The sequence below is a fragment of the Acinetobacter sp. UBA1297 genome, from assembly GCF_002307755.1.
Lineage (GTDB): Bacteria > Pseudomonadota > Gammaproteobacteria > Pseudomonadales > Moraxellaceae > Acinetobacter > Acinetobacter radioresistens.
On sequence record NZ_DBUF01000015.1, the window covers coordinates 22,365 to 46,942 of the forward strand.

25 protein-coding genes and 1 pseudogene are annotated in these 24,578 nt (G+C 41.0%); 15 read left to right on the forward strand and 11 right to left on the reverse strand.

Going from position 1 to position 24,578, the window contains the following annotated elements:
* Window positions 1–29: 29 nt before the first annotated feature.
* Both B3R63_RS07050 and B3R63_RS07055 read left to right on the forward strand, forming a co-directional pair.
* Complete coding sequence (locus B3R63_RS07050; RefSeq protein ID WP_005026244.1) at window positions 30–884, forward strand: DMT family transporter; 855 nt, start codon at window positions 30–32, stop codon at window positions 882–884.
* A 39-nt stretch (window positions 885–923) separates the two neighbouring features.
* Window positions 924–1,052, forward strand: a complete 129-nt coding sequence (locus tag B3R63_RS07055) for a hypothetical protein (RefSeq protein ID WP_265734065.1) — start codon at window positions 924–926, stop codon at window positions 1,050–1,052.
* 137 nt (window positions 1,053–1,189) lie between these two features.
* Here B3R63_RS07055 and nfsB read toward each other — a convergent pair whose 3' ends face one another.
* The 3 genes from nfsB to B3R63_RS07070 all read right to left on the reverse strand — a co-directional run bounded on the left by nfsB (window position 1,190) and on the right by B3R63_RS07070 (window position 3,212).
* Window positions 1,190–1,843: an oxygen-insensitive NAD(P)H nitroreductase gene (nfsB, locus tag B3R63_RS07060; protein WP_248131955.1), complete on the reverse strand. Its 654-nt coding sequence runs from the start codon at window positions 1,841–1,843 to the stop codon at window positions 1,190–1,192.
* A 121-nt stretch (window positions 1,844–1,964) separates the two neighbouring features.
* Window positions 1,965–2,684 (reverse strand): UDP-2,3-diacylglucosamine diphosphatase, encoded by a 720-nt coding sequence (locus tag B3R63_RS07065; RefSeq protein ID WP_286729386.1) that lies wholly within the window; start codon window positions 2,682–2,684, stop codon window positions 1,965–1,967.
* Window positions 2,685–2,702: 18 nt separating this feature from the next.
* Window positions 2,703–3,212: a peptidylprolyl isomerase gene (locus B3R63_RS07070; RefSeq protein ID WP_005019994.1), complete on the reverse strand. Its 510-nt coding sequence runs from the start codon at window positions 3,210–3,212 to the stop codon at window positions 2,703–2,705.
* A gap of 167 nt (window positions 3,213–3,379) precedes the next feature.
* Between B3R63_RS07070 and B3R63_RS07075 the strand changes: the two genes are divergently transcribed.
* The gene (locus tag B3R63_RS07075; protein ID WP_286729389.1) at window positions 3,380–5,104 is read left to right on the forward strand and encodes a glutamine--tRNA ligase/YqeY domain fusion protein; all 1,725 of its coding nucleotides are present in this window, start codon (window positions 3,380–3,382) and stop codon (window positions 5,102–5,104) included.
* Between the two features lie 56 nt (window positions 5,105–5,160).
* Window positions 5,161–5,937: pseudogene (locus B3R63_RS07080) on the forward strand (hypothetical protein).
* A gap of 1 nt (window position 5,938) precedes the next feature.
* Here the strand turns inward: B3R63_RS07080 and B3R63_RS07085 are convergent.
* Window positions 5,939–6,472: a lecithin retinol acyltransferase family protein gene (locus B3R63_RS07085; protein WP_286729392.1), complete on the reverse strand. Its 534-nt coding sequence runs from the start codon at window positions 6,470–6,472 to the stop codon at window positions 5,939–5,941.
* Between the two features lie 280 nt (window positions 6,473–6,752).
* Between B3R63_RS07085 and rutD the strand changes: the two genes are divergently transcribed.
* The 8 genes from rutD (at window position 6,753) to B3R63_RS07125 (ending at window position 14,249) form a co-directional block, all read left to right on the forward strand.
* Window positions 6,753–7,535, forward strand: a complete 783-nt coding sequence (gene rutD, locus B3R63_RS07090) for a pyrimidine utilization protein D (protein WP_286729395.1) — start codon at window positions 6,753–6,755, stop codon at window positions 7,533–7,535.
* Window positions 7,536–7,555: 20 nt separating this feature from the next.
* Window positions 7,556–8,155, forward strand: a complete 600-nt coding sequence (locus B3R63_RS07095) for a malonic semialdehyde reductase (protein ID WP_286729398.1) — start codon at window positions 7,556–7,558, stop codon at window positions 8,153–8,155.
* A 785-nt stretch (window positions 8,156–8,940) separates the two neighbouring features.
* Window positions 8,941–10,053 carry a pyrimidine utilization protein A gene (gene rutA / locus B3R63_RS07100; protein ID WP_286729400.1) on the forward strand — a complete coding sequence of 371 codons (1,113 nt, stop codon included), beginning with the start codon at window positions 8,941–8,943 and terminating at the stop codon, window positions 10,051–10,053.
* Window positions 10,050–10,790: a pyrimidine utilization protein B gene (gene rutB / locus B3R63_RS07105; protein ID WP_286729403.1), complete on the forward strand. Its 741-nt coding sequence runs from the start codon at window positions 10,050–10,052 to the stop codon at window positions 10,788–10,790. The genes rutA and rutB overlap by 4 nt, the downstream gene beginning before the upstream one ends.
* A 35-nt stretch (window positions 10,791–10,825) precedes the next feature.
* Entirely contained in the window at window positions 10,826–11,209 is a 384-nt protein-coding gene (gene rutC / locus B3R63_RS07110) for a pyrimidine utilization protein C (RefSeq protein WP_286729406.1), read from the forward strand.
* Between the two features lie 99 nt (window positions 11,210–11,308).
* Complete coding sequence (gene rutF / locus B3R63_RS07115) at window positions 11,309–11,893, forward strand: NADH-dependent FMN reductase RutF (RefSeq protein WP_414630836.1); 585 nt, start codon at window positions 11,309–11,311, stop codon at window positions 11,891–11,893.
* Between the two features lie 41 nt (window positions 11,894–11,934).
* A complete protein-coding gene (locus tag B3R63_RS07120) occupies window positions 11,935–13,287 on the forward strand; it encodes a solute carrier family 23 protein (protein WP_286729409.1) in 1,353 nt (450 codons plus the stop codon).
* Window positions 13,288–13,367: 80 nt separating this feature from the next.
* Window positions 13,368–14,249: an NAD(P)-dependent oxidoreductase gene (locus B3R63_RS07125; RefSeq protein WP_101160702.1), complete on the forward strand. Its 882-nt coding sequence runs from the start codon at window positions 13,368–13,370 to the stop codon at window positions 14,247–14,249.
* Window positions 14,250–14,342: 93 nt separating this feature from the next.
* Here B3R63_RS07125 and B3R63_RS07130 read toward each other — a convergent pair whose 3' ends face one another.
* The 5 genes from B3R63_RS07130 to B3R63_RS07150 all read right to left on the reverse strand — a co-directional run bounded on the left by B3R63_RS07130 (window position 14,343) and on the right by B3R63_RS07150 (window position 19,426).
* Complete coding sequence (locus B3R63_RS07130) at window positions 14,343–14,570, reverse strand: hypothetical protein (protein WP_005020007.1); 228 nt, start codon at window positions 14,568–14,570, stop codon at window positions 14,343–14,345.
* 240 nt (window positions 14,571–14,810) lie between these two features.
* Window positions 14,811–15,896: a tRNA (uridine(54)-C5)-methyltransferase TrmA gene (gene trmA, locus B3R63_RS07135; protein WP_286729411.1), complete on the reverse strand. Its 1,086-nt coding sequence runs from the start codon at window positions 15,894–15,896 to the stop codon at window positions 14,811–14,813.
* A gap of 114 nt (window positions 15,897–16,010) precedes the next feature.
* On the reverse strand, window positions 16,011–18,137 hold the full coding sequence (locus B3R63_RS07140; protein WP_286729412.1) for a TonB-dependent receptor family protein: 2,127 nt from the start codon (window positions 18,135–18,137) through the stop codon (window positions 16,011–16,013).
* Window positions 18,138–18,510: 373 nt separating this feature from the next.
* Window positions 18,511–18,912: a hydroxyisourate hydrolase gene (gene uraH, locus B3R63_RS07145; protein ID WP_005406363.1), complete on the reverse strand. Its 402-nt coding sequence runs from the start codon at window positions 18,910–18,912 to the stop codon at window positions 18,511–18,513.
* 4 nt (window positions 18,913–18,916) lie between these two features.
* Entirely contained in the window at window positions 18,917–19,426 is a 510-nt protein-coding gene (locus tag B3R63_RS07150; protein ID WP_005406349.1) for a GlcG/HbpS family heme-binding protein, read from the reverse strand.
* Between the two features lie 108 nt (window positions 19,427–19,534).
* On the opposite strand from B3R63_RS07150, the gene B3R63_RS07155 reads away from it, so the two are divergent.
* Both B3R63_RS07155 and B3R63_RS07160 read left to right on the forward strand, forming a co-directional pair.
* A complete protein-coding gene (locus tag B3R63_RS07155) occupies window positions 19,535–20,206 on the forward strand; it encodes a heavy metal response regulator transcription factor (RefSeq protein WP_286729417.1) in 672 nt (223 codons plus the stop codon).
* Window positions 20,203–21,612 carry a heavy metal sensor histidine kinase gene (locus B3R63_RS07160; protein WP_286729420.1) on the forward strand — a complete coding sequence of 470 codons (1,410 nt, stop codon included), beginning with the start codon at window positions 20,203–20,205 and terminating at the stop codon, window positions 21,610–21,612. Before B3R63_RS07155 ends, B3R63_RS07160 begins: the two co-directional genes overlap by 4 nt.
* Before the next feature lie 8 nt (window positions 21,613–21,620).
* On the opposite strand, the gene B3R63_RS07165 is transcribed toward B3R63_RS07160, so the two are convergent.
* Both B3R63_RS07165 and B3R63_RS07170 read right to left on the reverse strand, forming a co-directional pair.
* Complete coding sequence (locus tag B3R63_RS07165; protein WP_286729423.1) at window positions 21,621–22,322, reverse strand: SIR2 family NAD-dependent protein deacylase; 702 nt, start codon at window positions 22,320–22,322, stop codon at window positions 21,621–21,623.
* A gap of 84 nt (window positions 22,323–22,406) precedes the next feature.
* On the reverse strand, window positions 22,407–23,504 hold the full coding sequence (locus B3R63_RS07170; RefSeq protein WP_286729425.1) for a catalase family protein: 1,098 nt from the start codon (window positions 23,502–23,504) through the stop codon (window positions 22,407–22,409).
* A 247-nt stretch (window positions 23,505–23,751) separates the two neighbouring features.
* On the opposite strand from B3R63_RS07170, the gene B3R63_RS07175 reads away from it, so the two are divergent.
* Window positions 23,752–24,513, forward strand: coding sequence for an alpha/beta fold hydrolase (locus B3R63_RS07175; RefSeq protein ID WP_005020022.1), 762 nt, complete (start codon window positions 23,752–23,754; stop codon window positions 24,511–24,513).
* Window positions 24,514–24,578 lie beyond the last annotated feature (65 nt).

Here is a 24,578-nt window from a genome sequence, read left to right on the forward strand (position 1 = left end):
CTCAAGTAAAACAAGCTAAGAGTGGCAAGATGGAACTGATTTTTGGGGCGGCCTTATGCAGTGTGGCAGTGTCTATATTCTTAAAATGGGGCAAATCACACGGTTTTGATGCTCTGCAAATGATTACTGTCAATTATGCAGTTGCCAGTGTACTTTGCTATATATGGTTTAAACCGGATTTTTCTCATGTTTCTTTAAGTACCACTCCGTGGTGGCTGATTTTTATTTTAGGTATGCTATTGCCTGGTATATTTCTATGTCTGGCCAGATCACTACAATACGCAGGAATCCTGAAAACCGAAATTGCGCAACGCCTGTCTGTTGTATTATCTCTACTGGCTGCTTTTTCTATATTTCAGGAACAGTTCAGTATTAGTAAACTGCTGGGTATAGGTCTAGGAATAGTCGCAGTAATCAGTTTATTATTCGGTCAACATTTTCAGGAAAAAACGACTTCCGATCATAAAAAAGGTCTGGTTTTTCTATTGAGTGTATGGATAGGCTACGCGTTGGTGGATATTCTTTTAAAATACACCACAGGCTTAGGCTTACAATTTGCACTGGCCTTGAATCTGGCCTTTCTGTTTTCTTTTGTACTCTCAAGCGGTTTTCTGGTTTTACAAAAAAACCGGTGGTCACAAAAAAATATATTAGCTGGTTCAGGTTTGGGCTTGCTTAATTTTTGTAATATTGCTCTGTACATTAAGGCCCATATGCTACTTAAAGATAGCCCGGCTATTGTATTTGCTGGAATGAATATTCTGGTAGTATTACTGGGCGTGATGAGTGGCTTGCTGTACTTTAAAGAAAAACTGAATCTCCCGACATTAATCGGCTTAATTTTAGGATTGACTGGAGTAATCTGTCTGGCATATGCCATGTAATATGCTTTAAGGTAAGTAAGTTTTTATCACTGCTACCGGATGAAGCAGATAATCCAGTTTATTGACACTACCAAGTATCTGGCCTGGCTGCTGGCAATTTGGGCATGCTGGATAGGAAAGCATATGCCGTCTATTTATTTGTTCTATGTACATGCTGCCGCAACCTAGACATTTAAATTTAAGCAGACGTTTGGGAATAGGTAACATTGTTTTTTGTTTCCGGTTTTTGAATGATTTTAAAATTTTTATATAAAATTATGATGACAATTATAAAAGGAGAGATATCCTCTCCTCAATTTAGAATTTTATAGCTTGGTAAAAATCTGTTCTCTGTCCAAGCGTGATTTAGGTAACTTGGCATTAAAATCGCTTGCACTGCGGTAGCCTAATGTAAGTAATACTGATGGAACTAAGCCTAATTCAGTTAGGCCTAATTCTGCACTGATAATATCTTCATTAAATCCACCAATAGGGGTAGCGTCCACACCTTCAATACCTGCTGCCAATAGCATTTGCCCAAGAGCAATAAAAGTCTGATTTTCAGCCCAACGCTGGACATCACCTTTTTCATTGCGGTAATAATCAACATAACCACTACGGCTGTCTTTCTGACCTTGTTTGGCTGTTTCATCCTTGAAGCGCCCACTTGCTGCATCTTGATTTAACAAATGCTCAAGATGTTCTTCAGTAATATCGGCTTTAGTACAAAATAAAATAGTATGGGAAGAGTCTAATACTTTAGGTGCGTTATAACTGTACTTGCCCACTAGAGCTTTCGCAATACGCTGTTTGGCAGATTCATGATCAGCGATAAAGAAATGCCAAGGCTGAATATTAATTGATGAAGGAGTATAACGAAGTATTTCCAAGAAGCGTTCAAACTGCTCCTGTGAAATTCTCTTGGTTGGGTCATAAGCTTTAGTCGTATAGCGGTTATGTACGATATCAAGCAGATCCATATATGTACTCCATCACTGCATTTAGGTTCAAATCATTGAGATTGATCATACGATATTTTTTAAATAATACTCGTAAATTCAATCAATTTTTATCTTAAAGAAGCAGGATTATATTGTTTGTTTAATAATTCCAGCTTATCAACTTTAACTCTATTTGCTCTGCTAGCGGATTTATCTCCAGAATTTGAGCAGAACACTCTCTCCAGTCACCCAGCACAATACGCTTTTTATTATATATTTCATGAATGGCAGGGCGATGTGTATGGCCGTGAATCAAAATATCAGAATTTTCCAGAACCTGCTCAACTGTATGCTGGTTAACATCCATAATTTCATAAGCTTTGGTCTGCTTGGTCTCAGCACTTTTTTGACGGAATCCATTGGCCAGCTTTTGTCTAAGACCGAGTGGTAGACGTTTTAGAAAGCCCAGCAAAAGCGGGTTGCGAATTATTTTTTTAAAGCGTTGATAAGATATATCATCAGTACAAAGTGCATCTCCATGTTCTAGCCGGAACGCTAAAGCACCAATACTCAACTGATATATATCTGGCAATAGAACACCGTGAAACTGGTCCAAGAATTTTTGGCCTAGGGCAAAGTCACGATTTCCGGCCTGAAAATAGATAGTGTTACCAGCTTGATGGAACTGCTGTAAAGCCTGAACAATTTCATCCAGCCAAGGCGCGGAATAATCATCACCGATCCAGGCATTAAACCAGTCTCCTAAAATATAGAGCTGGGTATGCTGGTTTGCATAATGTTTTAATAAGTCTAAAAACCCCCGAACAAGTCGAGGGTGTTCAGATGACAAATGTAAATCTGAAATAAACAGATAGGTCACAAGGTGTCCTGCATAAAATTATTCAGAGATAATTTTAGCAGATTCGATTACAACATTTTCCAGAGGAACATCGGCATGGTAACCACGGTTACCAGTACGGACATTTTTAATCTCATTAACAACGTCCATACCTTCAACAACCTTACCGAACACTGCATAACCCCAACCTTGAGCAGTTTTACCTGTATGGTTAAGGAAAGAGTTATTTTTCACGTTAATGAAAAACTGGGCAGATGCAGAGTGAGGAGCCTGAGTACGTGCCATTGCAATCGTACCTTCGTCATTGCTCAGGCCGTTATCTGCTTCATTTTCGATTGCATCGCGAGTTGCTTTTTCTTTAAAGTTTTCGTCGAAGCCACCACCTTGGATCATGAAACCGTCAATCACACGGTGAAAGATAACGCCGTCATAAAAGCCGTCACGAACATATTGCAGGAAGTTTTCAGCAGTTTTAGGTGCTTTTTCAGTATTAAGCTCAAGAACAATACGACCTTTATTGGTGTTTAATTCGACTTGAGGAAAACTCATTGGTTAATCTCCTGAACATGGACAAAAATGCCATGGGTTTTTTGGTTGAGAGAAGCATAAGCAAACTGTAAACTACAAGGCAAGTAAAAACGTTATTTTCTTTGTTAAAAAAACTGAATAGCGTTTTAATTATCCTCATTTTTTGATTTAGAAGTGAATTATCTATTATGAAGCCCAATGATGTTGTTTCATCCCTGCCAAATAACCCGACACCAAATAATGAAGCCACAGTCGATCAAGCGCAGCAACAACAACAGGCAGGCTTAGACTTTATCCGTCAGGTCATTAGTGATGATCTGGCTGCCGGGCGTACCCAGAAAGTAATCACCCGCTTCCCACCAGAGCCGAATGGCTATTTGCATATTGGTCATGTGAAGGCTATCTGTCTGAACTTTGGAATTGCAGAAGAATATCAGGGTGCATGTAACTTGCGTTTTGACGACACCAATCCAGATGCCGAAGAGCAGGAATATGTAGATGGCATTGCTAATGATGTGAAATGGCTTGGATTTCAATGGGAAGGTGAGCCGCGTTATGCATCAAGCTACTTTGATCAGCTCTATACATGGGCGCTTCAGTTGATTCAGCAGGGCGATGCCTATGTAGACTTGCAGACTCCAGAACAGATTAAGTTAAATCGTGGCTCTTTTGTAGAGCCAGGCAAAAACTCACCTTATCGTGATGCAAGTGTTGAAGAGAGTCTGACACGCTTTGAGCAGATGCGTAATGGTGAACTGGGTGAAGGTGAAGCGGTGCTCCGCGCTAAAATTGATATGGCTTCACCAAATGTCCACATGCGTGATCCGATTCTGTATCGTGTATTGCATTCTGAGCATCATCAAACAGGCAATAAATGGAAAATCTACCCGATGTACGATTATGCCCATCCGTTGTCTGATGCGATTGAAGGCATCACACATTCGCTTTGTACTCTGGAATTCCAGGACCACCGTCCTTTTTATGATTGGGTCGTCGAGAAAGTCCAGTCACCCGCTGTACCGCGCCAGTACGAATCTAGCCGTCTGAATGTCGACTATACTATTACTTCAAAACGTAAACTGCGTAAGCTGGTAGAAGGTGGGCATGTACATGGCTGGGATGACCCTCGAATGCCAACAGTTGTGGGTATGCGCCGTCGCGGTTTTACTCCAGAAGGATTGCGTGATTTTTGCAAGCGAGTAGGTGTTTCGAAAACTGACGGTATTGTTGATGTGGCAATGCTGGAGTTCTGCATCCGTCAGTCACTGGAAAATAGTGCAGCACGTGGTATGGCAGTACTAAATCCACTTAAAGTAACTTTAACTAATCTGGCAGAAGCCATGGATCTGGTTCATGCGCGCCATCCAAATGTAGATATGGGTGAGCGGAGCATTCCGCTGACATCCGAAATCTATATTGACCGTAAAGATTTTGAAGAAGTGCCGCCAAAAGGTTTTAAACGCCTCATACCAGACGGTGAAGTTCGTTTACGTCATGCCTATGTCATTAAATGCGATGAAGTTATTAAAGATGAAGGCGGTAAGGTAGTAGAACTGAAATGTTCAATTGATACAGAAACTCTGGGTAAAAATCCGGAAGGGCGTAAAGTAAAAGGTGTTATCCACTGGGTTTCTGCAACTCAAGGTATACCGGCAGAAGTCCGTATTTATGATCGCCTGTTTACTGAAGCAGATCCGGAAACTGGAGATGACTTCCTGGCTAACCTTAATCCTGAATCACTCAAAGTGCTTCAGGCTGTAATTGAACCTGCACTGGCACAAGCTCAACCGGAAGACCGTTTCCAGTTCGAGCGTGAAGGTTATTTTGTGGCCGATCGTTATGACCATTCTCCTGAAAAACCGGTATTTAATAGAATTCTCGATTTGAGAGACAGTTTTAAACCGGGTAAATAAGCTTAAAAGAAGCCTCTTGTGAAAGAGGCTTCTTTTTTAAAGGGCATAATATAAATATGATATGGTTAAAGCTGCTAATAGTGCCTGCTTTTATCTTACTGGTCAGTCTGGCCGGCCGGCGCTGGGGAACAACGGTTGCCGGCATATTGGCCGGTATGCCAGTAGTTGCTGGCCCGATAGTGATGCTGGTTGCTTTAGAGCAGGGGGTTGGGTTTGGTATATATACTGCGACAGCAGCTGTTACCGGTGTAATTGCCTTACTGAGTTTTGGGATAGCCTATTGCTGATTAAGTCTGAAACTTAACTGGTGGATGACTTTTCTTCTGGCAACGCTGGTTTGGAGTGTTATTTCTAGCTTTCTGGTACTTTTACCACAAAATATTTATCTTGCCCTTTGTATAGCATTACTCGGTTTGGTCTTCACACCGTACTTATTACCTCGGAAAAATTGGGTGTATCGACCTGCAGCTCATGCAAGAGATCTGCCGGTACGAATGTTAGCAGGTGGAGTATTCACGCTGATAGTTACACAGGCTGCTGATCTGGTGGGTGGAACATGGAGTGGATTACTGGCAGTTTTTCCAATTATTGGTTCGATTCTGGCCGTTTTTACGCATATTACACAAGGTGCCGACGCGGTCACTACTCTATATCGGGGTACAGTACGGGGCTTATATTCGCTTGTACTTTTCTTTTTTATATTGGTAATGGCATGGCCATATATGAATTTCTGGTTTGCGCTTATCCTTGCCATAATTGCAGCAATCATTCTGCAATTGCTATTTCAATATGCAATGAAACCACTTATCTTTTTAAACAATAAAACCCGTTAGACTACTTTTTTTCTTCCTGTTTATAGATGAGATAAGAAGGAATCTGCATTTTTGCCTTATCCCTCAGTTTTTTCTTGATATACAATACCAGCGCAAAGCATGTGGTAGCCACGGTAATCATCATACTGTTCATATAGCTCATGATTGAACTGACATAACCGATAGTTGTCAGACGATTCATCATCTTCACCACTTGCGGGCTGCTCTCAACCCCGGTAATGGCCCAGCTACATAAATGCTCACAGTTATTAATAATAAGATGATACTGATTCTCATGCATGCGGGAACGCATACGTCTAACTACCGTGCGGCCACTATATTTTGGAGCTTCATAGTGGCGTACAGAAATTCTCTTGCCATGAGAAAAGTTCTTGAGTGAGGTCATTTCGATAGGATGTTTTTTAAATAGATGGGCAAAACCAGAATAATGAATCACACGACCACGCCCGGCATAAATACCATGGTGAGTATAGCCAAAATGTTTAACAATTAAATGCGCTCCAACAGTGAAGCGTTTTACGCGTCGTGAATGCATATTGTTTTTATTCCAATAAATCGTTGGGATTACTTTATTGAAAGCAGGGTCAGGATTATACCTAAAATTAGTGTAGGCTGTCACAATATAGCGCGTTTTAACACTTTTATTGAATATTCAGATTTTTTAGAAAAAATAAAAAACTGTTAAGGGTGGCTTATACAATTCTTTTAAAATAAAAATATTTTTCATTTAACGCTTCATGGAAAATTGACCGTTTGGTTAAAACTGGTATGCTTTTTGCTGGGAATAAATCAATTCAACTAAAGCAGATGAGTGTATGACTGTTGAAATTTATCCCTGTAAAAACCATTCTGTTCAGACAGTGGTGCTTAGTTCGGGTCTAGGTGGCCACGCGAATTTTTGGCAGCCGCAGATTGAAGCATTAAGAGAATATTTTCAGGTCATTTGCTATGACCATGAAGGTATAGGACCGCAGAGTCCAGAATTACCGGAAAACTATTCCATACAGCATCTGGCAGAGCAGCTGGCAAAAATTTTAAAACAGCACAAACAGCAAAACTGTCATTTTATAGGACATGCCCTAGGTGGGTTTATAGGCATGGAACTTGTGCGGCTCTATCCTGAACTGGTCAATAGACTGGTCCTGATTAATGCTTGGGACCGGCTCGATCCGCATACTGAAAAGTGTTTTAGTACCCGTATTGCTTTACTTCGATATGCAGGTATTGAAGCTTATATACGGGCTCAGGCCTTATTTTTATATCCGCCTGCCTGGATTTCCGCACATTCACTGCAATTGAATGAACAGGAAAACAAAATGATCGGTATTTTTGCACCTCTAGAAAATGTCTTTAAACGGCTTCATGCATTACAGAATTATCAACCTTTTGAAGTGGCGCGTCAGATTCAAAATCCTACTCTGGTGTTAACCAATCAGGATGACTTTCTGGTGCCATGGAAGCGGGGGCTGGCACTTGCCAAGCTGATTAAAAATGCTGAACTGGAATTAATGCCAAATGGCGGTCATGCCAGTACCATAACCCAAGCTCAAAGCGTAAATGAGATACTAATTAAATTTTTAACTAAAACAACAGATTAATCTGATATAGGGAGTAGAAAATGACAATTTATCAGCAAGGCCTAGAGCAGGATGTACTCAAGCAGTTATTTACTGAAGCACGTACCTATAATGCATGGCAGGAACGTGATGTAAGCGATGAGCAGCTTATGCAGATTTACGATCTAGTGAAAATGGCTCCCACTTCGGCAAACTGTTCACCTGCGCGGTTTTTGTTTATCAGATCGGCCGAAGCCAAAGCCAAACTTAAACCGGCCCTATCATCTGGGAATCTGGAAAAGACAATGAGCGCGCCTGTAACAGTGGTAGTAGCTTATGACGCAGAATTTTATGAGCAGCTGCCTGAACTTTTCCCACATGGAGATGCCCGGTCATGGTTTACTTCAAGTCCAGAACTTGCACATGAAACGGCTTTTCGTAACAGTTCCATGCAAGCAGCTTATCTGATTTTGGCCTGTCGGAGCTTGGGGCTAGATACCGGTCCAATGTCCGGTTTTAATCCAGCTTTAATTGATGAAACTTTTTTTGCAGGCACCAGTTGGAAATCTAACCTGCTGATTAATATTGGCTATGGAGCTACAGAAAAATTGTTTGAGCGGTTACCTCGACTGAATTTTGAAAAAATCTGCAAAATACTGTAAAGCCTATCGAGCAGGAACATACGCGTTGTTGCTGCTCGAGTAATTCTAAAAAATCAAAAGACTAAATCTTAAATAAATTATTAATAGTTAAAAAATTAGCTTTGAATACATTCCTGCTGCGATTAATCAAGGATGCTTATACTTTTGTTCCTGATGCACTATCTAATTAAAAATACTGCTCTTGAGCCCTTATCTAATTTATATTTATTAGTATGCTTCGATTATTTTCTTGGAAAACTTATATTTCATAAGAAGCTTAACAAAGCCACTGTTGCAGTGGTATTGCGTTTTAAAGCACAGATTACTCCTTTTATTCACAGAATTTATATTTAATAGAACTGCCCTAATTCTGATTTTTAATAATGTTCTCTATATTTATACAACTCAAGATAGATCTTAAAAATAATTTTAATACCTTTCCGAGTAATGTACCGCTGTTTTTTACGTCATGGTGCGCTTGATATTTAAACTTGGTTTAACTCTGTTATTCATTTCTATTCTGGATAGAGCCAGTCTAAGATTCTATAAAAACTACTCATCTTATTAGTTATTTTCAAAAACCTTTAAATTTTGCACTGTATGCACATATTTTGTGCGCGTGATACTTTTTGATACACCTATTTAGACTAAATGGTAAAAAAAATAATACCTCAATTTTTTATTAATATATTGATATTAAATAATAAAAAATATTGGCATGTACCTTGCATTAATAAAAATACAAGCAAGAAGAACTGATGTACTTGGTCCTTTTACTCGAGAAGTTTTAAAAGAGAGGTACGAATATGAAAGTCGGCGTTTTTTGTCCAATTGGTAATAACGGATGGTTGCTCTCGAAAACAGCACCACAATATCAACCAAGTTTCGAAATGAATAAAGAAATCGTACAGCGTGCTGAACATTACGGTTTTGACTTTGCTTTATCCATGATCAAGTTGCGCGGTTTCGGGGGGGAGACTGAATTTTGGGATTATAACCTGGAAACATTTACATTAATGGCTGGCTTGGCTGCGGTTACGTCCAAAATCCAGATTTATGCAACAGCTGCTACATTAGTTATGCCACCGGCAATTGTAGCAAGAATGGCTTCCACAATTGATTCCATTTCTAATGGCCGCTTTGGTCTGAATGTAGTAACTGGCTGGCAAAAGCCAGAATATAGCCAGATGGGTATGTGGCCGGGAGACGAGTACTTTGGTAAACGTTATGAATATCTTTCAGAATATGTGCAGGTATTAAGAGAGTTATGGGCAACAGGCCACTCTGACTTTAAAGGTGATTTTTTCAAGATGGATGACTGCCAGGTGAAGCCAGTGCCTCAGGCAGACATGAAAATTATCTGTGCAGGCCAGTCTGATGAAGGACTGGCATTTTCGGCAAGGTATGCCGATTATAATTTTGTTTTTGGTAAGGGCTTAAACACTCCAACGGCCTATGCCGGTATTAATGAACGTCTAAAAACACAGACAGATAAGACAGGCCGTGATGTTTCGACTTATGTACTGTTTATGGTCATTGCTGATGAAACTGATGAAAAGGCTCAGGCAAAATGGCAAAACTATAATAATGGGGCGGACATGCAAGCTATCCAGTGGTTACAGGACCAAGGCGGAAAAGACAAGATTTCAGGTAATGACACCAATATAAGGCACATGGCTTCCAGTGTATCTCCAGTCAATATCAATATGGGTACTCTAGTAGGTTCATATGAAAAAGTGGCTGCCATGCTTGATGAAATTGCAGAAGTTCAAGGTACAGACGGTATTCTTCTGACTTTTGATGATTTTATAAAAGGTGTAGAAGATTTCGGAACCCGAATTCAGCCACTGATGAAAAGTCGTATTGAAGTAGATAGCCCTGTACCAAGCCAGGTCACTGCACTGGAGAAAAGCGCATGAATATGAAATCAGCCATATGTGCCGACTTTACTTCAGATTCTGCACCGATTTTGAATGCTGCCCCCGAGGCAATCAAGCTCGACCCCAAACAGACAGCATTGATTATTGTAGATATGCAAAATGCATATGCCAGTTCAGGTGGTTATCTGGACTTGGCCGGTTTTGATGTATCTTCTACACAACCAGTCATTGAGCAAATTAAAAAAGCTGTAGATATTGCCCATCACGCAGGTATTCAGGTGATTTATTTCAGAAATGGCTGGGACCAGCATTATATAGAAGCTGGCGGAGCAGGTTCGCCAAATTTCCATAAGTCAAATGCCCTGAAAACCATGCGTAAGCAACCGGAGTTACAGGGAAAATTACTGGCTAAAGGCGGCTGGGACTATGAGCTGGTTGATGAGCTAAAGCCTGTAACGGGTGATATTGTTATCGATAAACCCCGTTATAGCGGTTTCTTTAATACTAGTCTGGACAGTGTGCTGCGTGCACGCGGTATCCGTAATTTATTCTTCACCGGAATTGCGACCAATGTCTGCGTAGAGTCCACCTTAAGAGATGGCTTCTTCCTGGAATACTTCGGTGTATTACTTGATGATGCCTGCTATCAGGCTGGTCCGCGTGAAGCGCATGAAGCCACTTTATATAACGTTAAAACTTTTTTTGGCTGGGTTTCTGATGTAGCCAGCATGCAACAGTGTTTTAGTCAAAAACAGTCCCAGAACTCAGCAGCATAAGTTATTTTTTAAATAAAAAAATTGGAAGAAGAAACATGGCAAAAACAGTAATTATACCAGAAGGTACTGGTACGCCTTTGGCACCTTACGTTCCAGCAACCTTGGCCGACAATATTGTGTATGTATCCGGTACCTTACCCTTAGACACAAATAATGAGGTGGTCTTTGTAGGGGATGCTGCTGCCCAGACCCGACATGTACTTAGTACCATCCAGAATGTCATCGAGACAGCGGGCGGTACGATGGATGATGTGACCTTTAATTCCATATTTTTAAAAGACTGGGCAGATTATGCTGCCATCAATACTGTCTATAGAGAATTTTTCCCAAATGAAAAACCAGCCCGTTTCTGTATCCAGTGCGGGCTGGTGAAGCCGGAAGCTCTGATTGAAATTGCTTCGGTTGCTCATATTAGCTAATCGCATCATGGACCATATTTAGAAAGATGCTAGAACAGATTAAGGGCTAAAAAATACCGCACGAACCTGGCATCTTTCTACTATTGAGGAGAATTACACATGAATTCAGTTGTAGCAAAAGATCTGGCAGTGAGTACAAAACTTTCGGCATCTCTGATGAAGTCAGAAAAGTCATCAGCCGCAGAAAAACCGGTTTTAAATGAAACCCAGCAGTTATTTAGAAATGCCATGAGCAGTCTGGCGGCAGCAGTCAATATTATCAGTACCGACGGGCCAGCAGGACGTGCAGGCTTTACTGCATCTGCTGTATGTAGTGTAACCGATACGCCACCTACATTATTGGTCTGCCTGAACCGTAATGCATCAGTCTATGAAACTTTCAAGCAGAATCAGGTGTTATGTGTTAACACGCTCGCTTTGGAGCATAAAAATCTAAGTAATCTGTTCGGCGGCAAAACACCAATGGCAGAGCGTTTTGCACAGGGCGAATGGCAAACCCTGACGACTGGTTCACCGGTATTGCAAGACGCCATGCTGGCTTTTGACTGTCAGGTTAAACAGATCAGTAGCGTAGGTACACATGATATTTTTTTCTGTGAAGTACTAAGTATTCAACAAAAATCAGGAGCTCGCAGTCTGGTTTATTTTGACCGCGCCTATCACCAGCTTACTCAACACCACTAAATCTATTGCAGAAATAAAAATAAACTTTGGGGGTAGTAGACATGAAAGAACGTTGGTTTGTCAGATGGTGTCCCTATCGGGGAAATCTTGAAAAAACGCCTGTAGCAATGAATGAATATCTGCCAGTAGGGCAAAGCATGGTACTGGGCGCCCAGCATGCTTTTGCCATGTTTGGAGCAACTATTCTGGCCCCTCTATTGATGGGTTTTGATCCGAGCCTGACGATGCTCATTACGGGTATCGGTACGATTTTATTTTTCCTCATTACAGGCGGCCATGTGCCGAGTTATCTTGGATCAAGTTTTGCATTCATTGGCGCCGTAGCTGCAGCCACTGGCTATGCTGGAGCTGGCAGTAATCCCAATATTGCGCTTGCTTTAGGCGGAACAATTGTATGTGGAGTTTTATATGCAATTGTAGGTTTAATGGTCATGCGAACCGGTACTCAGTGGATTGAGAAACTGATGCCACCTGTAGTAACCGGTACAATTGTCATGATTATCGGGTTAAATCTAGCCCCGGTTACCATTAAAAGTGTTTCAGCCAATAATTTCGATGCATGGATGGCACTTGTAACTATTTTATGTATTGGTACGATTGCCGTTTTTACCCGAGGCATGATTCGTCGTCTACTATTACTGATCGGTCTGGTCATGTCCTACGCGATATACTTTGTCTGCGCCAATGTCATGGGTTTAGGCAAACCAATCGATTTTAATGCTATTTCCAATGCGGCCTGGTTCGGTTTACCTGCTTTTCATCAGCCGGTATTCCAGCTTAATGCCATTTTATTGATCGCACCTGTGTTTATCATTTTAATTGCTGAAAACCTCGGCCACTTTAAGGCGGTCAGTGCGATGACCGGGCAAAATATCTCTCCATATATGGGAAGGGCTTTCTTTGCAGATGGTTTATGTACCACACTTTCAGCTTCAGTAGGTGGTACGGGCATGACGACTTATGCTGAAAATATTGGGGTAATGGCAGCCACTAAAATTTATTCTACTGTTGTCTTTGTTATTGCTGGTGTTTTTGCAATCCTGTTAGGTTTATCCCCAAAATTCGGTAGTCTGATCAGCACCATTCCAGTAGCAATTCTGGGCGGTGCTTCAATTGTAGTTTTTGGTCTAATTACGATCGCAGGAGCACGTATCTGGATTAGTAATCAGGTAGATTTTAGCAAGAATGGCAATATGATCGTCGCTGCGATCGCTCTAATTATGGGCGCAGGTAATTATTCTCTGCATATTGGCAACTTTGATTTAGGCGGAATTGGTACTGCAACCTTTGCTGCAATTCTGATGAATCTGGTTTTTAATCGTGAAACACGGACTCTTAAAACTGGTTCAGGTACAACACCTTTAACTTCACCTGCCATGCCCGTTAAAGAATAAATCTAGAACAGTACAGATACAAAGTAGTTGATAAAAAATTTATCACTTTTTAAAAAACCTTATCTTTTATGGAAGTAACTATGACAATAAAATCTGTAGCATTCATTGGCTTGGGTGCAATGGGCTGGCATATGGCAGGCCATTTGACCAAAGCATATACAGATGTCCGGGTCTGGAACCGTACTGCCAGCAAGGCCAAAGAACATGCCAGAGTGTTCGCAACACAAGCTACCAGTCTTAAAGAAGCGGGACAGGCCGATATTATTTTTTCCTGTTTACCTACCAGTAAGCAGGTTGAGGAGATTATTCAACAGGCACAACCTAAAACGGGTAGTATCTGGGTAGATTGTACCAGTGGAGAGCCACAATCAGCACAGCGGCTACAACAACAATTAAAAGAGCAGGGCGTAACCTATCTTGATGCGCCAGTTTCAGGACAGACTATAGGGGCAGAAAAGGGCACCTTAACCGTTATGGTTGGTGGAGACCCGAATATGCTAGAGCAGGCAAACCCGGCCATTCAAACTTTTGCCGGTCTGATTCAACATGTAGGCGACAGTGGTTCGGGATTTGCAGTAAAAGCGGTAAACAATATTTTAATGGCAGCAAATTTATGGGTATTGGCTGAAGGTATGTGTAATTTAAAAAGCCAAGGGGTCGAACTGGATGCAGCCCTAAAATGTATTAATGCCTCAAGCGGTCAAAGTAATATGTCTCATCACATTTTTGCACAACGCGTGTTGAGTCGTGAATTTCCTTTAACTTTTGCATTAAACCTGCTTGCGAAAGATGCCACTATTGCTACACAGCTTGCAGGCACTACTCAAACTATAATGCCGGTTTTGCAGTTAACACAGCAGCTGTATCGTTCAGCTAGTAATAATCTACCCTCAGAAAGTGACTTTTCCAGTGTGGTACAGCAGCTCGAGCAATGGAATAATCTAACCCTGCAATCTGCCTGAATAAATCTTGTTATTCTATATGATTAGATGTTTGTTAATAAAAAGTCCTGTATATAAACAGGACTTTTTTATGGTTGTTTCCAGCAAGGCATTTTACTGAATTGGATGATGAGAAATTTCACTCAATTCTTTGCGGCTATAACCACGTGATACCAATACCCGGGTAATCCCTGCGATGACATCTTCATTGGTGGCTTTCGCCAACGCTTCCAAAAGTTGTGCATTGCTTTTACATGCACAATCATTTTCGACACAAACAACCTGGTTTTTATGTGCGTTCTGTTGCTGGTCTGCGGAGAACAGCTTTTGCCAAAAACTCATAAATTTATATTAATCAACCTAACATATGCGGAAATATAGCCAAATTAAAATAAAATACAAGTCATCCTAGGTCTTAAAAGATGAGCTCAACAGTTAAAACTTTTAATTTTACTGTTATGAATTAACAGTTTTATGACAGAGGAGAAATCTTATAACTTACAACTATATGTATTAGTTATATTTTTTATAAAATAAAAAGAGATTATAAAAATAATCTCTTTTACATATGATACAAATTGTTTAAATCTTTTCCAGCAAAATACCTGTCTCCACATGATGGGTATATGGAAACTGGTCAAACATGGCAAACTTTAAAATTTTGTGGCTTTCTAATAAGATTTTAAGATTATCATGCAGGGTGTCAGGATTACAGGAAATATAGATAATCCGGTCAAAGCGTTGTAATAATTTTAAAGTATCCAGATCGATTCCTGCACGTGGCGGATCAACAAAAACAGTATCGAACTCATAACTCTGAATGTCAATTTCTGCTTCCTGCAAACGTCTGAATTCACGTTCACTATTGAAAGCTTGGGTAAACTCTTCAGCTGAGAGGCGGGCCACCTGGATATTGTTAATTCCATTTTGCTCAATATTCCATTGCGCTGCATAAACTGAACTTTTGGCCAGCTCGGTTGCCAGCACCCGCTCAAATTTTAAAGAAAGCGGTAGCGTAAAATTACCATTACCGCAATAGAGTTCCAAAAGATGCTTTTGTGATGCCTCGGCAGCTTTACATGCCCATTCAAGCATTTTCTGGCAGACAATTGCATTAGGCTGAGTAAAACCACCTTCAATCTGTTTATATTTAAATTTTTGTTCTAATACCTGTAATTCTTCTACAACAAAGTCATCAGTTAATACCAGCTTTTGACCGCGGCTCCGCCCAATAATCTTAATATTTAACTTTTCTGCCAGAGTTCTTGCTGCCTTTTCCCACTCATTGTCGAGTTTACGGTGATAAATCAGTGTAACCAGCATCTCACCGCTTAAAGTTGCCAGAAAATCAACCTCGAACAGACGTTTTTCAAGCAGAGGGTCTGCTTTGAATTCTGCAAGTAAAACCGGCATAAGCTGGTTAATGCTGTGATCTGCAATTGGAAATTCATCTACACGAATAACTGTTTTTTGCTGGTCTTCAGGATTACGTTCAAACATGGCATAAAACATATCCTGATCGGTATGCCAGATACGGAATTCAGCACGCATCCGGAAATGCTGTTCAGGTGATTCAAATACTTCCAGGGCAGGCGGGTTAAATTCGGCAAATTGAGTAGAAATACGCTGAATTTTTGCTTCAAGTTGGGCTTGATAGGTCGCGGTCATAAAGAATCAACAAAAACAGGTGAAAATCGATGCCGCATCTTAACAAAGATTGGCAGGAATAAAAATCAGTCCTGCCTTTTAACGTGCTGTGCTTTTGCCGGTCTTTATACAGTACTAGAAGGATCGGATCATTTTTAAACCAGCACTCCAGTTGCGGCCATCTGCGGGTTCGAAGAAACGTTTGTTCCCATCATTTACTATTACTGAACCTACATAATCTTTATCAAGCAAGTTATCTACCCGGGCAAAAGTATTGATTTTCCAGTCAGCATTTTTCCATACATAGCCAATATTTGCAGCCATAACTGTATAACTTGGTGCAGTATCAGAGTTAATATCGTCTACATAAATTTTATCATTGTAGCGAACATCAAGTCCTGCCTGAAAGCCGGTTTCGGGTTGCCAGTTTAAAGCGATATAGGCCTGATTTTTGGCAATTCCCGGTATGATATTGCCTTTATATACGGTTGCACGGCTGTCTGAGCCAGGAATATCTGCATCAAACTTGGCATTTAGATAACTATAACTTGCCTGTGCATAAAGCTCCTGCCACAAGTTTTTATTCCAGTACAACTCAATACCTTCACGCTGGGTGCGTTTGGCATTTTGAAAAGTATTACGGCCATTATTACTCTCTGCCGAGACAATATCATTGCGAGTCTGAGTATGGAAAATGGCCGTACTGAAATCGCCCCAATTATTCTGAGTTTTGAAACCAAGCTCATAACTGTCACTGCTGGCTGGTTTCAAATCAAAATTAATCCCCGAAGTTCCTGAGGTAGGGTAAGCCATTTCTGTAAAGGTCGGTGTTTCAAAGCCTTTAGCATAGCTAATATAAAGTGTTGAATCCGGTATGATATTCCAGCTTAATGCAATTGAGGGAAGAAGCTTCTGATAGTCTGTCTGTCCACTGTCATCCTCATTGGTACCCTTAATATATTTATCTTTAGATTCATAATGCACATTGCTATAACGCAGACCACTGTCTACCCGCCAGTCTGGCAGGAATTGCCAAGAAGCCTGAATATAGGGGTCAATATTCCATAAAGTATTTTTCTCATCACGACGCAAGTTACCTTTTACGCCATATTGTGGTGTATTGTTATTCAGTACAAAATTTTCATAACCCTGCCGGTCTTCATCCATTGCATCGAGTGCCATACCAATACTTAGGGTAGTATTTGGCAGTAGCTCTTTACCGGTCCAGCGCAAATCCGTACCGTAATACATACGTTCAAAATCGATTACACCGCCGGCATGTCGAGGGTTGGCCTGTGCAGTATTTGGAATGGACTGGTATTGAATTACATGGCGCTGGCCAAGATAAGCCATGCCATAAAGTTCATGCTGATCATTAATTGGCTTTGACCACGTTACTCCTGTTTGAGTCTGCTGAATTTCCTTACGTGTATCAAACTGTCGAATAAAGCTGGCCTGCTGTCTCGGATCATCCTTCCATTGTTGACGGGTTAAACCGCCTGGGTCATCAGCGTTGATATCCACATGGTTAACTACCCAGTTAACTTGAGAACCATCTTCTAGATTCCAGCTCAGCTTTGCATTGTTCAGGACTTTACGTGCTGCACTATGTTCCCGAAAGCCGTCAGTGTCAAAGTAAGATGAACTGATGATATAGCTTGGTTCACCTGCTTTATCTGCACCACCTTGTAAAACCAGACTGGTTTTGTTTTTATGATGGCTGCCTCCGGCATAACCCAATTCAACAGAATCACGACCTTTGCCTTCACGTGTTGTAGTAAGAATAGTCCCGCCAGATGAATTTCCATACAGGGAAGAGAATGGACCACTTAATACTTCTATATGGTCGAGACTGCCCAAATCAATATTTGAGGTCTGACCTTGACCATCCGGCATGGTGGCAGGAATACCGTCAACATATAAGCGTATACCGCGTACCCCGAATGTTGAACGTGCACCAAAGCCACGCATGGAAATTTGCAGATCTTGCGCATAGTTTTCACGGTTATTAATCTGCAGCCCTGGAACACCTTTTAGGGTTTCTGACAGATTCACATCCAGATTATTCTGATTTTGTGGCTGTTCTATACGATAGACAGATGCCGGTGTTTCAAGCCAGCTGGTATCGGTACGTGTAGCCTCAAGCGTAATTGGTGCAAGCTGTACAACTTCTTGTGCTTGAGCCCAGCTTGCCTGAAGAATGCAGGCACTCAGAAGAAGTTTTTTATATGGAAAGGCAGATAGGGAAGCAGAGCTTTTCATAAGTATCCTGAACTGGTAAATACTAATAGCCTAAGAATTTAAGACTAGATTCTTAAAGTAAAAAAGCTGAGTTTTTAAAAGATCAGACCATGTTTATTCATATATAAACCAATGAAAGTATAAGGGAAAAATTTGTTATAAGAATAAGTTAAAGCTTCCCTATGACTCTAAACCTGATTTCAAATAAAAACTCAGCATTAGGAGCGTATTAAAATGGAAATAAATGCAGCTGACCAGAATTTATCTGTAGTATCTTGGTATAAAAGTCGTAGAATAACTTGAGAAATAAGATTATTTATATTTTTAAAATTCAAAGAGATCAATAAAAAACCAGCGACTTAAACTAGAGCGCCGGCTAATATTTTAGTACTGATTAGTTTCCACGATAAGTAGAATATCCATAAGGGCTGAGTAGGAGTGGAATATGATAGTGGGGTACAGTGCCATTCACTTCGAAAATGACTGGAATTTCGGGGAAAAAAGTATCCTGTTTCTGTGTTTTGAACCAGTCACCTGTTTTAAAGGTAACTTTATAAAGCCCCTGATGAAAATTCTTGTTTTCCGGATAGAGTGCAGTAATACGGCCATTTTCATTGGTTTTAGACTGACTGATCTGAACCCATTTTCCTTTAACCTGTTCTTCAAGCGTGACCTCAACATTAGATGAAGGCAAGCCTGTTTCCAGGTTAAGTACATGCACACTGAGCGGATTAGCTGCAGCAAAACTGAATTGGGCTGCACATAGACTTAAACCGGCAATAATGAGTTTTTTCATGTTTTTACTCCTGTGATAAACTTTTTTGGACACCCTGTTCGGCGCATGCTTCATCTTGTGCTGCACCCCCTCCACCTGCGACTCCTACTGCACCAATCACTTCATTTTTATAAGTCACCGGAATACCGCCACCGAGTAGCAACAGTTCATTTAGGGTGTTCAAATTACTGGCTTCAGGGTTATTTTGAGCATTACGGTTCAGGACAGAAGTCCGTGTTTTGGTGGACAGTGCAGTATAAGCCTTGCGCTGTGCCGCAAGGGCATTATGTGGACCAACACTTTCTTGACGTTTGAGTACCAGTATATTGCCGCCCCGGTCCAGTACCGCGACTGCAATATTCTTTTGCTGGGCATGACAGGCAGTAATGGTATGATCAGCTAAATGTTCAGCAAGCTTTAGACTTAAATTATATTGCTGTATTGGTTCAGGTGTTTTCGCAGACAATGTCGTGATAAAACCTGAAGCTAAAAAAAAGCTTGCCGTCAGAACAGGCCAGTAAGATGGCTTTAACATGAGTATCTCCTTAAATCCTGAAAACATAATAAAAAGAGATGTGGTCTTGTTGGATGACAAGTAGATTACAGATTTGTCATTTAGGCGTAATGGAAAAATGGTTGTGAAATGAATATCTTGATTATTGAAGATGAACAGAAAATAGCGCGCTATCTGGCCAAGGGGCTGACTGAGTCAGGTTATCGGATATGGCTTGCACATGACGGACGGGAAGGTCTTATGCTATTTGAACAGCATGCAATTGACTTGGTTATCCTAGATGTCATGTTACCAGAGCTTGATGGCTGGCAGGTGATTCAGACCTTGCGCCAGTTTTCGGAAGTTCCGGTATTATTCCTGACCGCCCGTGACAGTGTTTTGGACCGGGTCAAAGGTCTGGAACTGGGTGCTGACGACTATCTGGTAAAACCTTTTTCCTATATTGAGTTACTGGCAAGAGTTAAAACCTTGTTACGGCGTTCATCTGCTAAAGTAGTCGAACAGTTGCAGGTCGAGAATCTGAAAATCGACTTGCTCGAACACAAGGTTTACCGTGACCGGGACCTTATTGAATTAACCAACAAAGAATATGCTTTACTCAGATTTCTGGCTGAGCATCAGGGCGAAATCATGACACGTACCCAAATTGCTTCCCAAGTCTGGAATATCAATTTTGATACTGACACCAATGTGGTTGATGTAGCAGTACGTCGCCTGCGTGCTAAGATTGATGATGCTTATCAGCCTAAACTGATTCATACCATACGTGGTATGGGCTACAAACTTGATACAAACACATGAGTATATTCCGGCATTCGCTTGCAGTTCGGCTGAGCTTATCATTTATCGGTATTGCCTGTGCAGTGTTTTTAGCGATAGGTCTACTGGCTTACAATGGTATGGATCAGGTATTAAAGCGCCAGCAGGATGAAGTATTGCGAGCCAGGGTAGAGCGGCTGGAACTCCTGATTCAAAATTCTAGCGATTTAAATAGCCTGATTCAGCGGCCCAAACTTTATGAAAATATGCTTGGAAATCAGGATAATCTGCTTATATTAAAAAATCAGAACGGAACTGCTCTGATTTATATTAATCCCTTGCAGATTCATATACCCATTTTGCCTAAAGCCGAACAAACCTGGCTCATTGATAATAAGAAACAGCAGGCCACTACAAGGTTGGCATGGAAAACAATCAATTATCAGGGACAGCAATATTTGCTGATTGCAGGTAAGCAGTTCGATGAGCGAGAGCAGGTCCTTTATAGCTTTGCCTTAAAGCTTGCAGGTTACATTGGGCTAGGAATCTTGACGGTATGTATATTGAGTGCTTTAGTCAGTTATTATGGCCTTGCACCACTAAGAGATTTAAGTGAGCAGACCCGGTTAATCAATATTCAAAAGCTGAACCAGCGTGTCAGCGAAACCAGTCAAAGTGACGAAATCAGACTACTCTCTACCGCCATGAACAGTATGCTGGAGCGGATTGAGCAAGGTTATCAGCAACTGAGCCGCTTTTCTGAAGATATGGCACATGAGTTTCGGACGCCTTTAAATAATCTGATTGGACAGACGCAGATTCTGCTTAGTCAAGACCGTGAAAAGGCCGATTATCAGGATTTGTTATTTTCCCATTTGGAAGAATATGAATGTCTGAAACGGATGGTTGAAAATATGCTATTTCTGGCACGTGCTGATCATTCTCAAAATAGCCTAAGCATTATAGAGATCAACCTAAAAAGTAGTCTGAATGAACTGTTGGCATATTTCGAATTAATCGCTGAAGAAAAAAATCTGCAGATTAACAGCCGCCTCAAGATTACATTTATCCATGCTGACTATTTATTGTTTCAAAGAGCAGTTTCCAACCTTTTAAACAATGCGATTGAATATAGTACAGAGAATGGCCATATTTCTATAATAGCTGAACGGATAACGCTGGCAGGTAAAATATATAATGCAATTCATGTTTTGACACATGATGTATATATTGCTGAACAACATTTGCCACATTTGTTTGAACGCTTTTATCAATGTGATCCGGCCAGACACCAGCAAGGACGTTCTGGCGGTTTAGGGCTTGCAATTGTTCAGTCAATTATGAGTGTTCATGAAGGGATAACAGAAGTTAAAAATATGCCAGAAGGGGTCCGGTTTAGTCTGTATTTTCCTGAACATTTAGCTGGCAATTCAGTAAACAGAAAATAAAAACATTCTTATAAGCGTTTTAATTCTTCTGTTAAATACCGCATTCCTTCCGTGGCAGTCATGCAAAGTAACTGGTACTGTTCAGGGAGCTGCACATGATCGGCTTTTGGGTCAATATAGTAAGCCTCACAATGAGCGGGAATCTCATTAACCAGAGCTGCAACAGGATATACTGACAGTGTTGAACCTATCACAATAAAAATATCAGCCTGTCTTGCAAGTTTAATGGCCTGTTCATAAGCAGGCACAGCTTCACCAAACCAGACCACATGGGGCCGTAAAGGATAATCTTGCCGACATTTATGTTGCTGAAGGTCAAGCTCCCAGCCGTCAACCGGATAAAACTCTTCAGTATATTGAGCGTCCGGGCCTGATGTTTTTGCCAGGCGAATATTCCCGTGTAAATGTAATACCCGCTTACTTCCTGCGCGCTCGTGCAGATCATCAATGTTCTGGGTAATCACCTCGACGTTAAAATTATCTTCTAAACTGGCAATAGCCTGATGTGCAGCATTCGGCTCGGCATCAAGAATATTTTTACGCCGTTCATTATAAAATCGTTGTACCAGTTCAGGATTTTTGGACCAGGCTTCAGGCGTAGCGACTTCCTCAATACGGTATTGCTCCCAAAGTCCATTGCTGTCGCGAAAGGTATTAATTCCACTTTCTGCACTCATGCCTGCACCAGAAAAAACAACCAGTTTCTTCATAGTTATTATGCTCCATTGCTTAAAGTTTATTTCTAATGTAATTCAGTTAAATCAACATATTAAAGCTTTAGCTAGAAGTTTATATCAGTCAGGCATCTCATCAATATTTCGCGGTTCAGCTCGGGGCTGTACATTCATGCGATGGCGAAATGATGAGGAATGTTCATAAGCCTGAATTCGTACCCGCATAATCGACCCTAATGGCTGATGTTCACGAATTCCATGCCAAGGATTAAAAGAAAGGACATCATCTGAATACACCCGTCGGGCCGGACCAAAAGTATCCTGCTGGGGAAAATGCAGAATACCAATATTCTGATGTGGAGATTCTTCTTCACGCCATAAAACTGCTGCATCCTCAACTGGCATCCGTTCAAGATCAGTACAAAGTTGCGCACGTATTACGTAATCAGCAGTATTATGTTTAAAAAAATCCCTGACCAGATCACGGATGGTGGACTCGGATTCAATCTGCATCTGTTGTCCTGTAAGTGTTTTTACTGAATCGGACTCAGGGGCAACACTAATCTTGGCAATATAATCGCCATAGCGTAACGCAGCCATTGTATGATAGGTCTCACCTAATATGTGGTTCTGGCTGCGAGCCAGACCTTGCAAAGTTGCAGGCGCGGGAACTCCTGCAGATTCTACTAACTGATTAACGCCACGTAATACTGAACGCATACCGCGCATCATACTCTCAGGTGCCTGCTCGCCTTGGGTAATGAAAGGCAGCATCTGTTTGTATTTTCGTACTGTCCCGAAAGCCAGTACCGGTATATTGACCATTAAAAAATCCTGATTATGACCATCACTGGGATCATCAGGAAGTAACCGGTGTCCGGGAACATTTAAAATTTTAAGAGCAAAGCCATGAGGTGCCGGAATCTTATCGCTACGCAAATCTCCCGGGGCAGCAGAAAGACGCACCATAACATCATAATGGCCAGGGTGAGCGAACAGGCCTTGGCGCAAATGTTCAGGCAAATTTTCAGGAACCTTCAAAATTCCTTTTAAGAATCCATGTGATTTTGCATGAGCATCACGGACAGCATGACGGTGTTTATCAAAGACTTTACAGTTTGTTTCAGCCATCTGCTCGACAATTTCCTGAATCAAACGGTCCTCATCTGGCTGTTTTTGTTCTACTCCGGGATAGTAGCGCACATAGCGTTCCGGCATGACAAGGCTCCTTTATTATTTGAATATGACTAAATTTAAAAATAAGAAAATAATTTGGTACTAATCTAGCCAACTCTAAAGGAATGAAATATGCAACTTGGTAAACAATTCGAGTGTATTTGGTAAATATAAAGTGCTGGCTTGAAACCTAGAGGGGGACTATTGTAGAAACATTTTTTGCCACATGAGCTTACAGTCAGGCATGTTATGCTTGAACTTATTGTTCAGCCATTCAAAGGATAGTTTCGTGCAATTACATCATCATATACAAACTGCTTCTGAGGCCACTACACAAACTCCAGTTGTATTGTTGCATGGTTTATTTGGTAGTTACAGTAATTTGAATATGCTGGCGCGGGGTATAAAAGACCGTGATATTTTTCAGCTGGATCTGAGGAATCATGGACAGTCTGGTCATTCGGCCGAACATAATTACGAACTGATGGCACAAGATGTAATCGAAACTTTAGAACCCTTTAAACTGGAGAAAGTCATTCTGATCGGGCACTCTATGGGCGGAAAAGTTGTGATGAAAATTGCGGCTTTAAGACCGGAGTGGGTAGAAAAGTTGATCGTACTGGATATTTCACCTGTGCATAGTAATCATGGTGAACATGAGCAGATTTTTAAGGCATTAAAAGCGGTAGAAGCCAGTGATGTACAAACCAGACCTGAAGCAATGACAATTATGCGTGAATACCTTCAGGAAGAAATGGTTATACAGTTCCTGATGAAATCCTTTAAGGCTGGGCACTGGCTGTTTAATGTCGATGCTCTGGCGAACAATTACCCAAATATTCTGGCATGGGAAACTATTGAGCCCTCATCCATTCCAACCTTATTCATCAAAGGTAGCAAGTCACCTTATATTTCCAAAGAAAAACATTTTCAGGCAATTCACCAGCAGTTTCCATTTGCACGGATTGAAGAGGTTGAGGCAGGCCACTGGTTACATGCAGAGAAAACAGAACAGGTTATGGCACTCATCTTAAATATGCTGGATACCTGAGCCTTACAGTTTCCTAGACTTCATATCTTAAAATATAAAAAACCTGTCATTAGACAGGTTTTTTT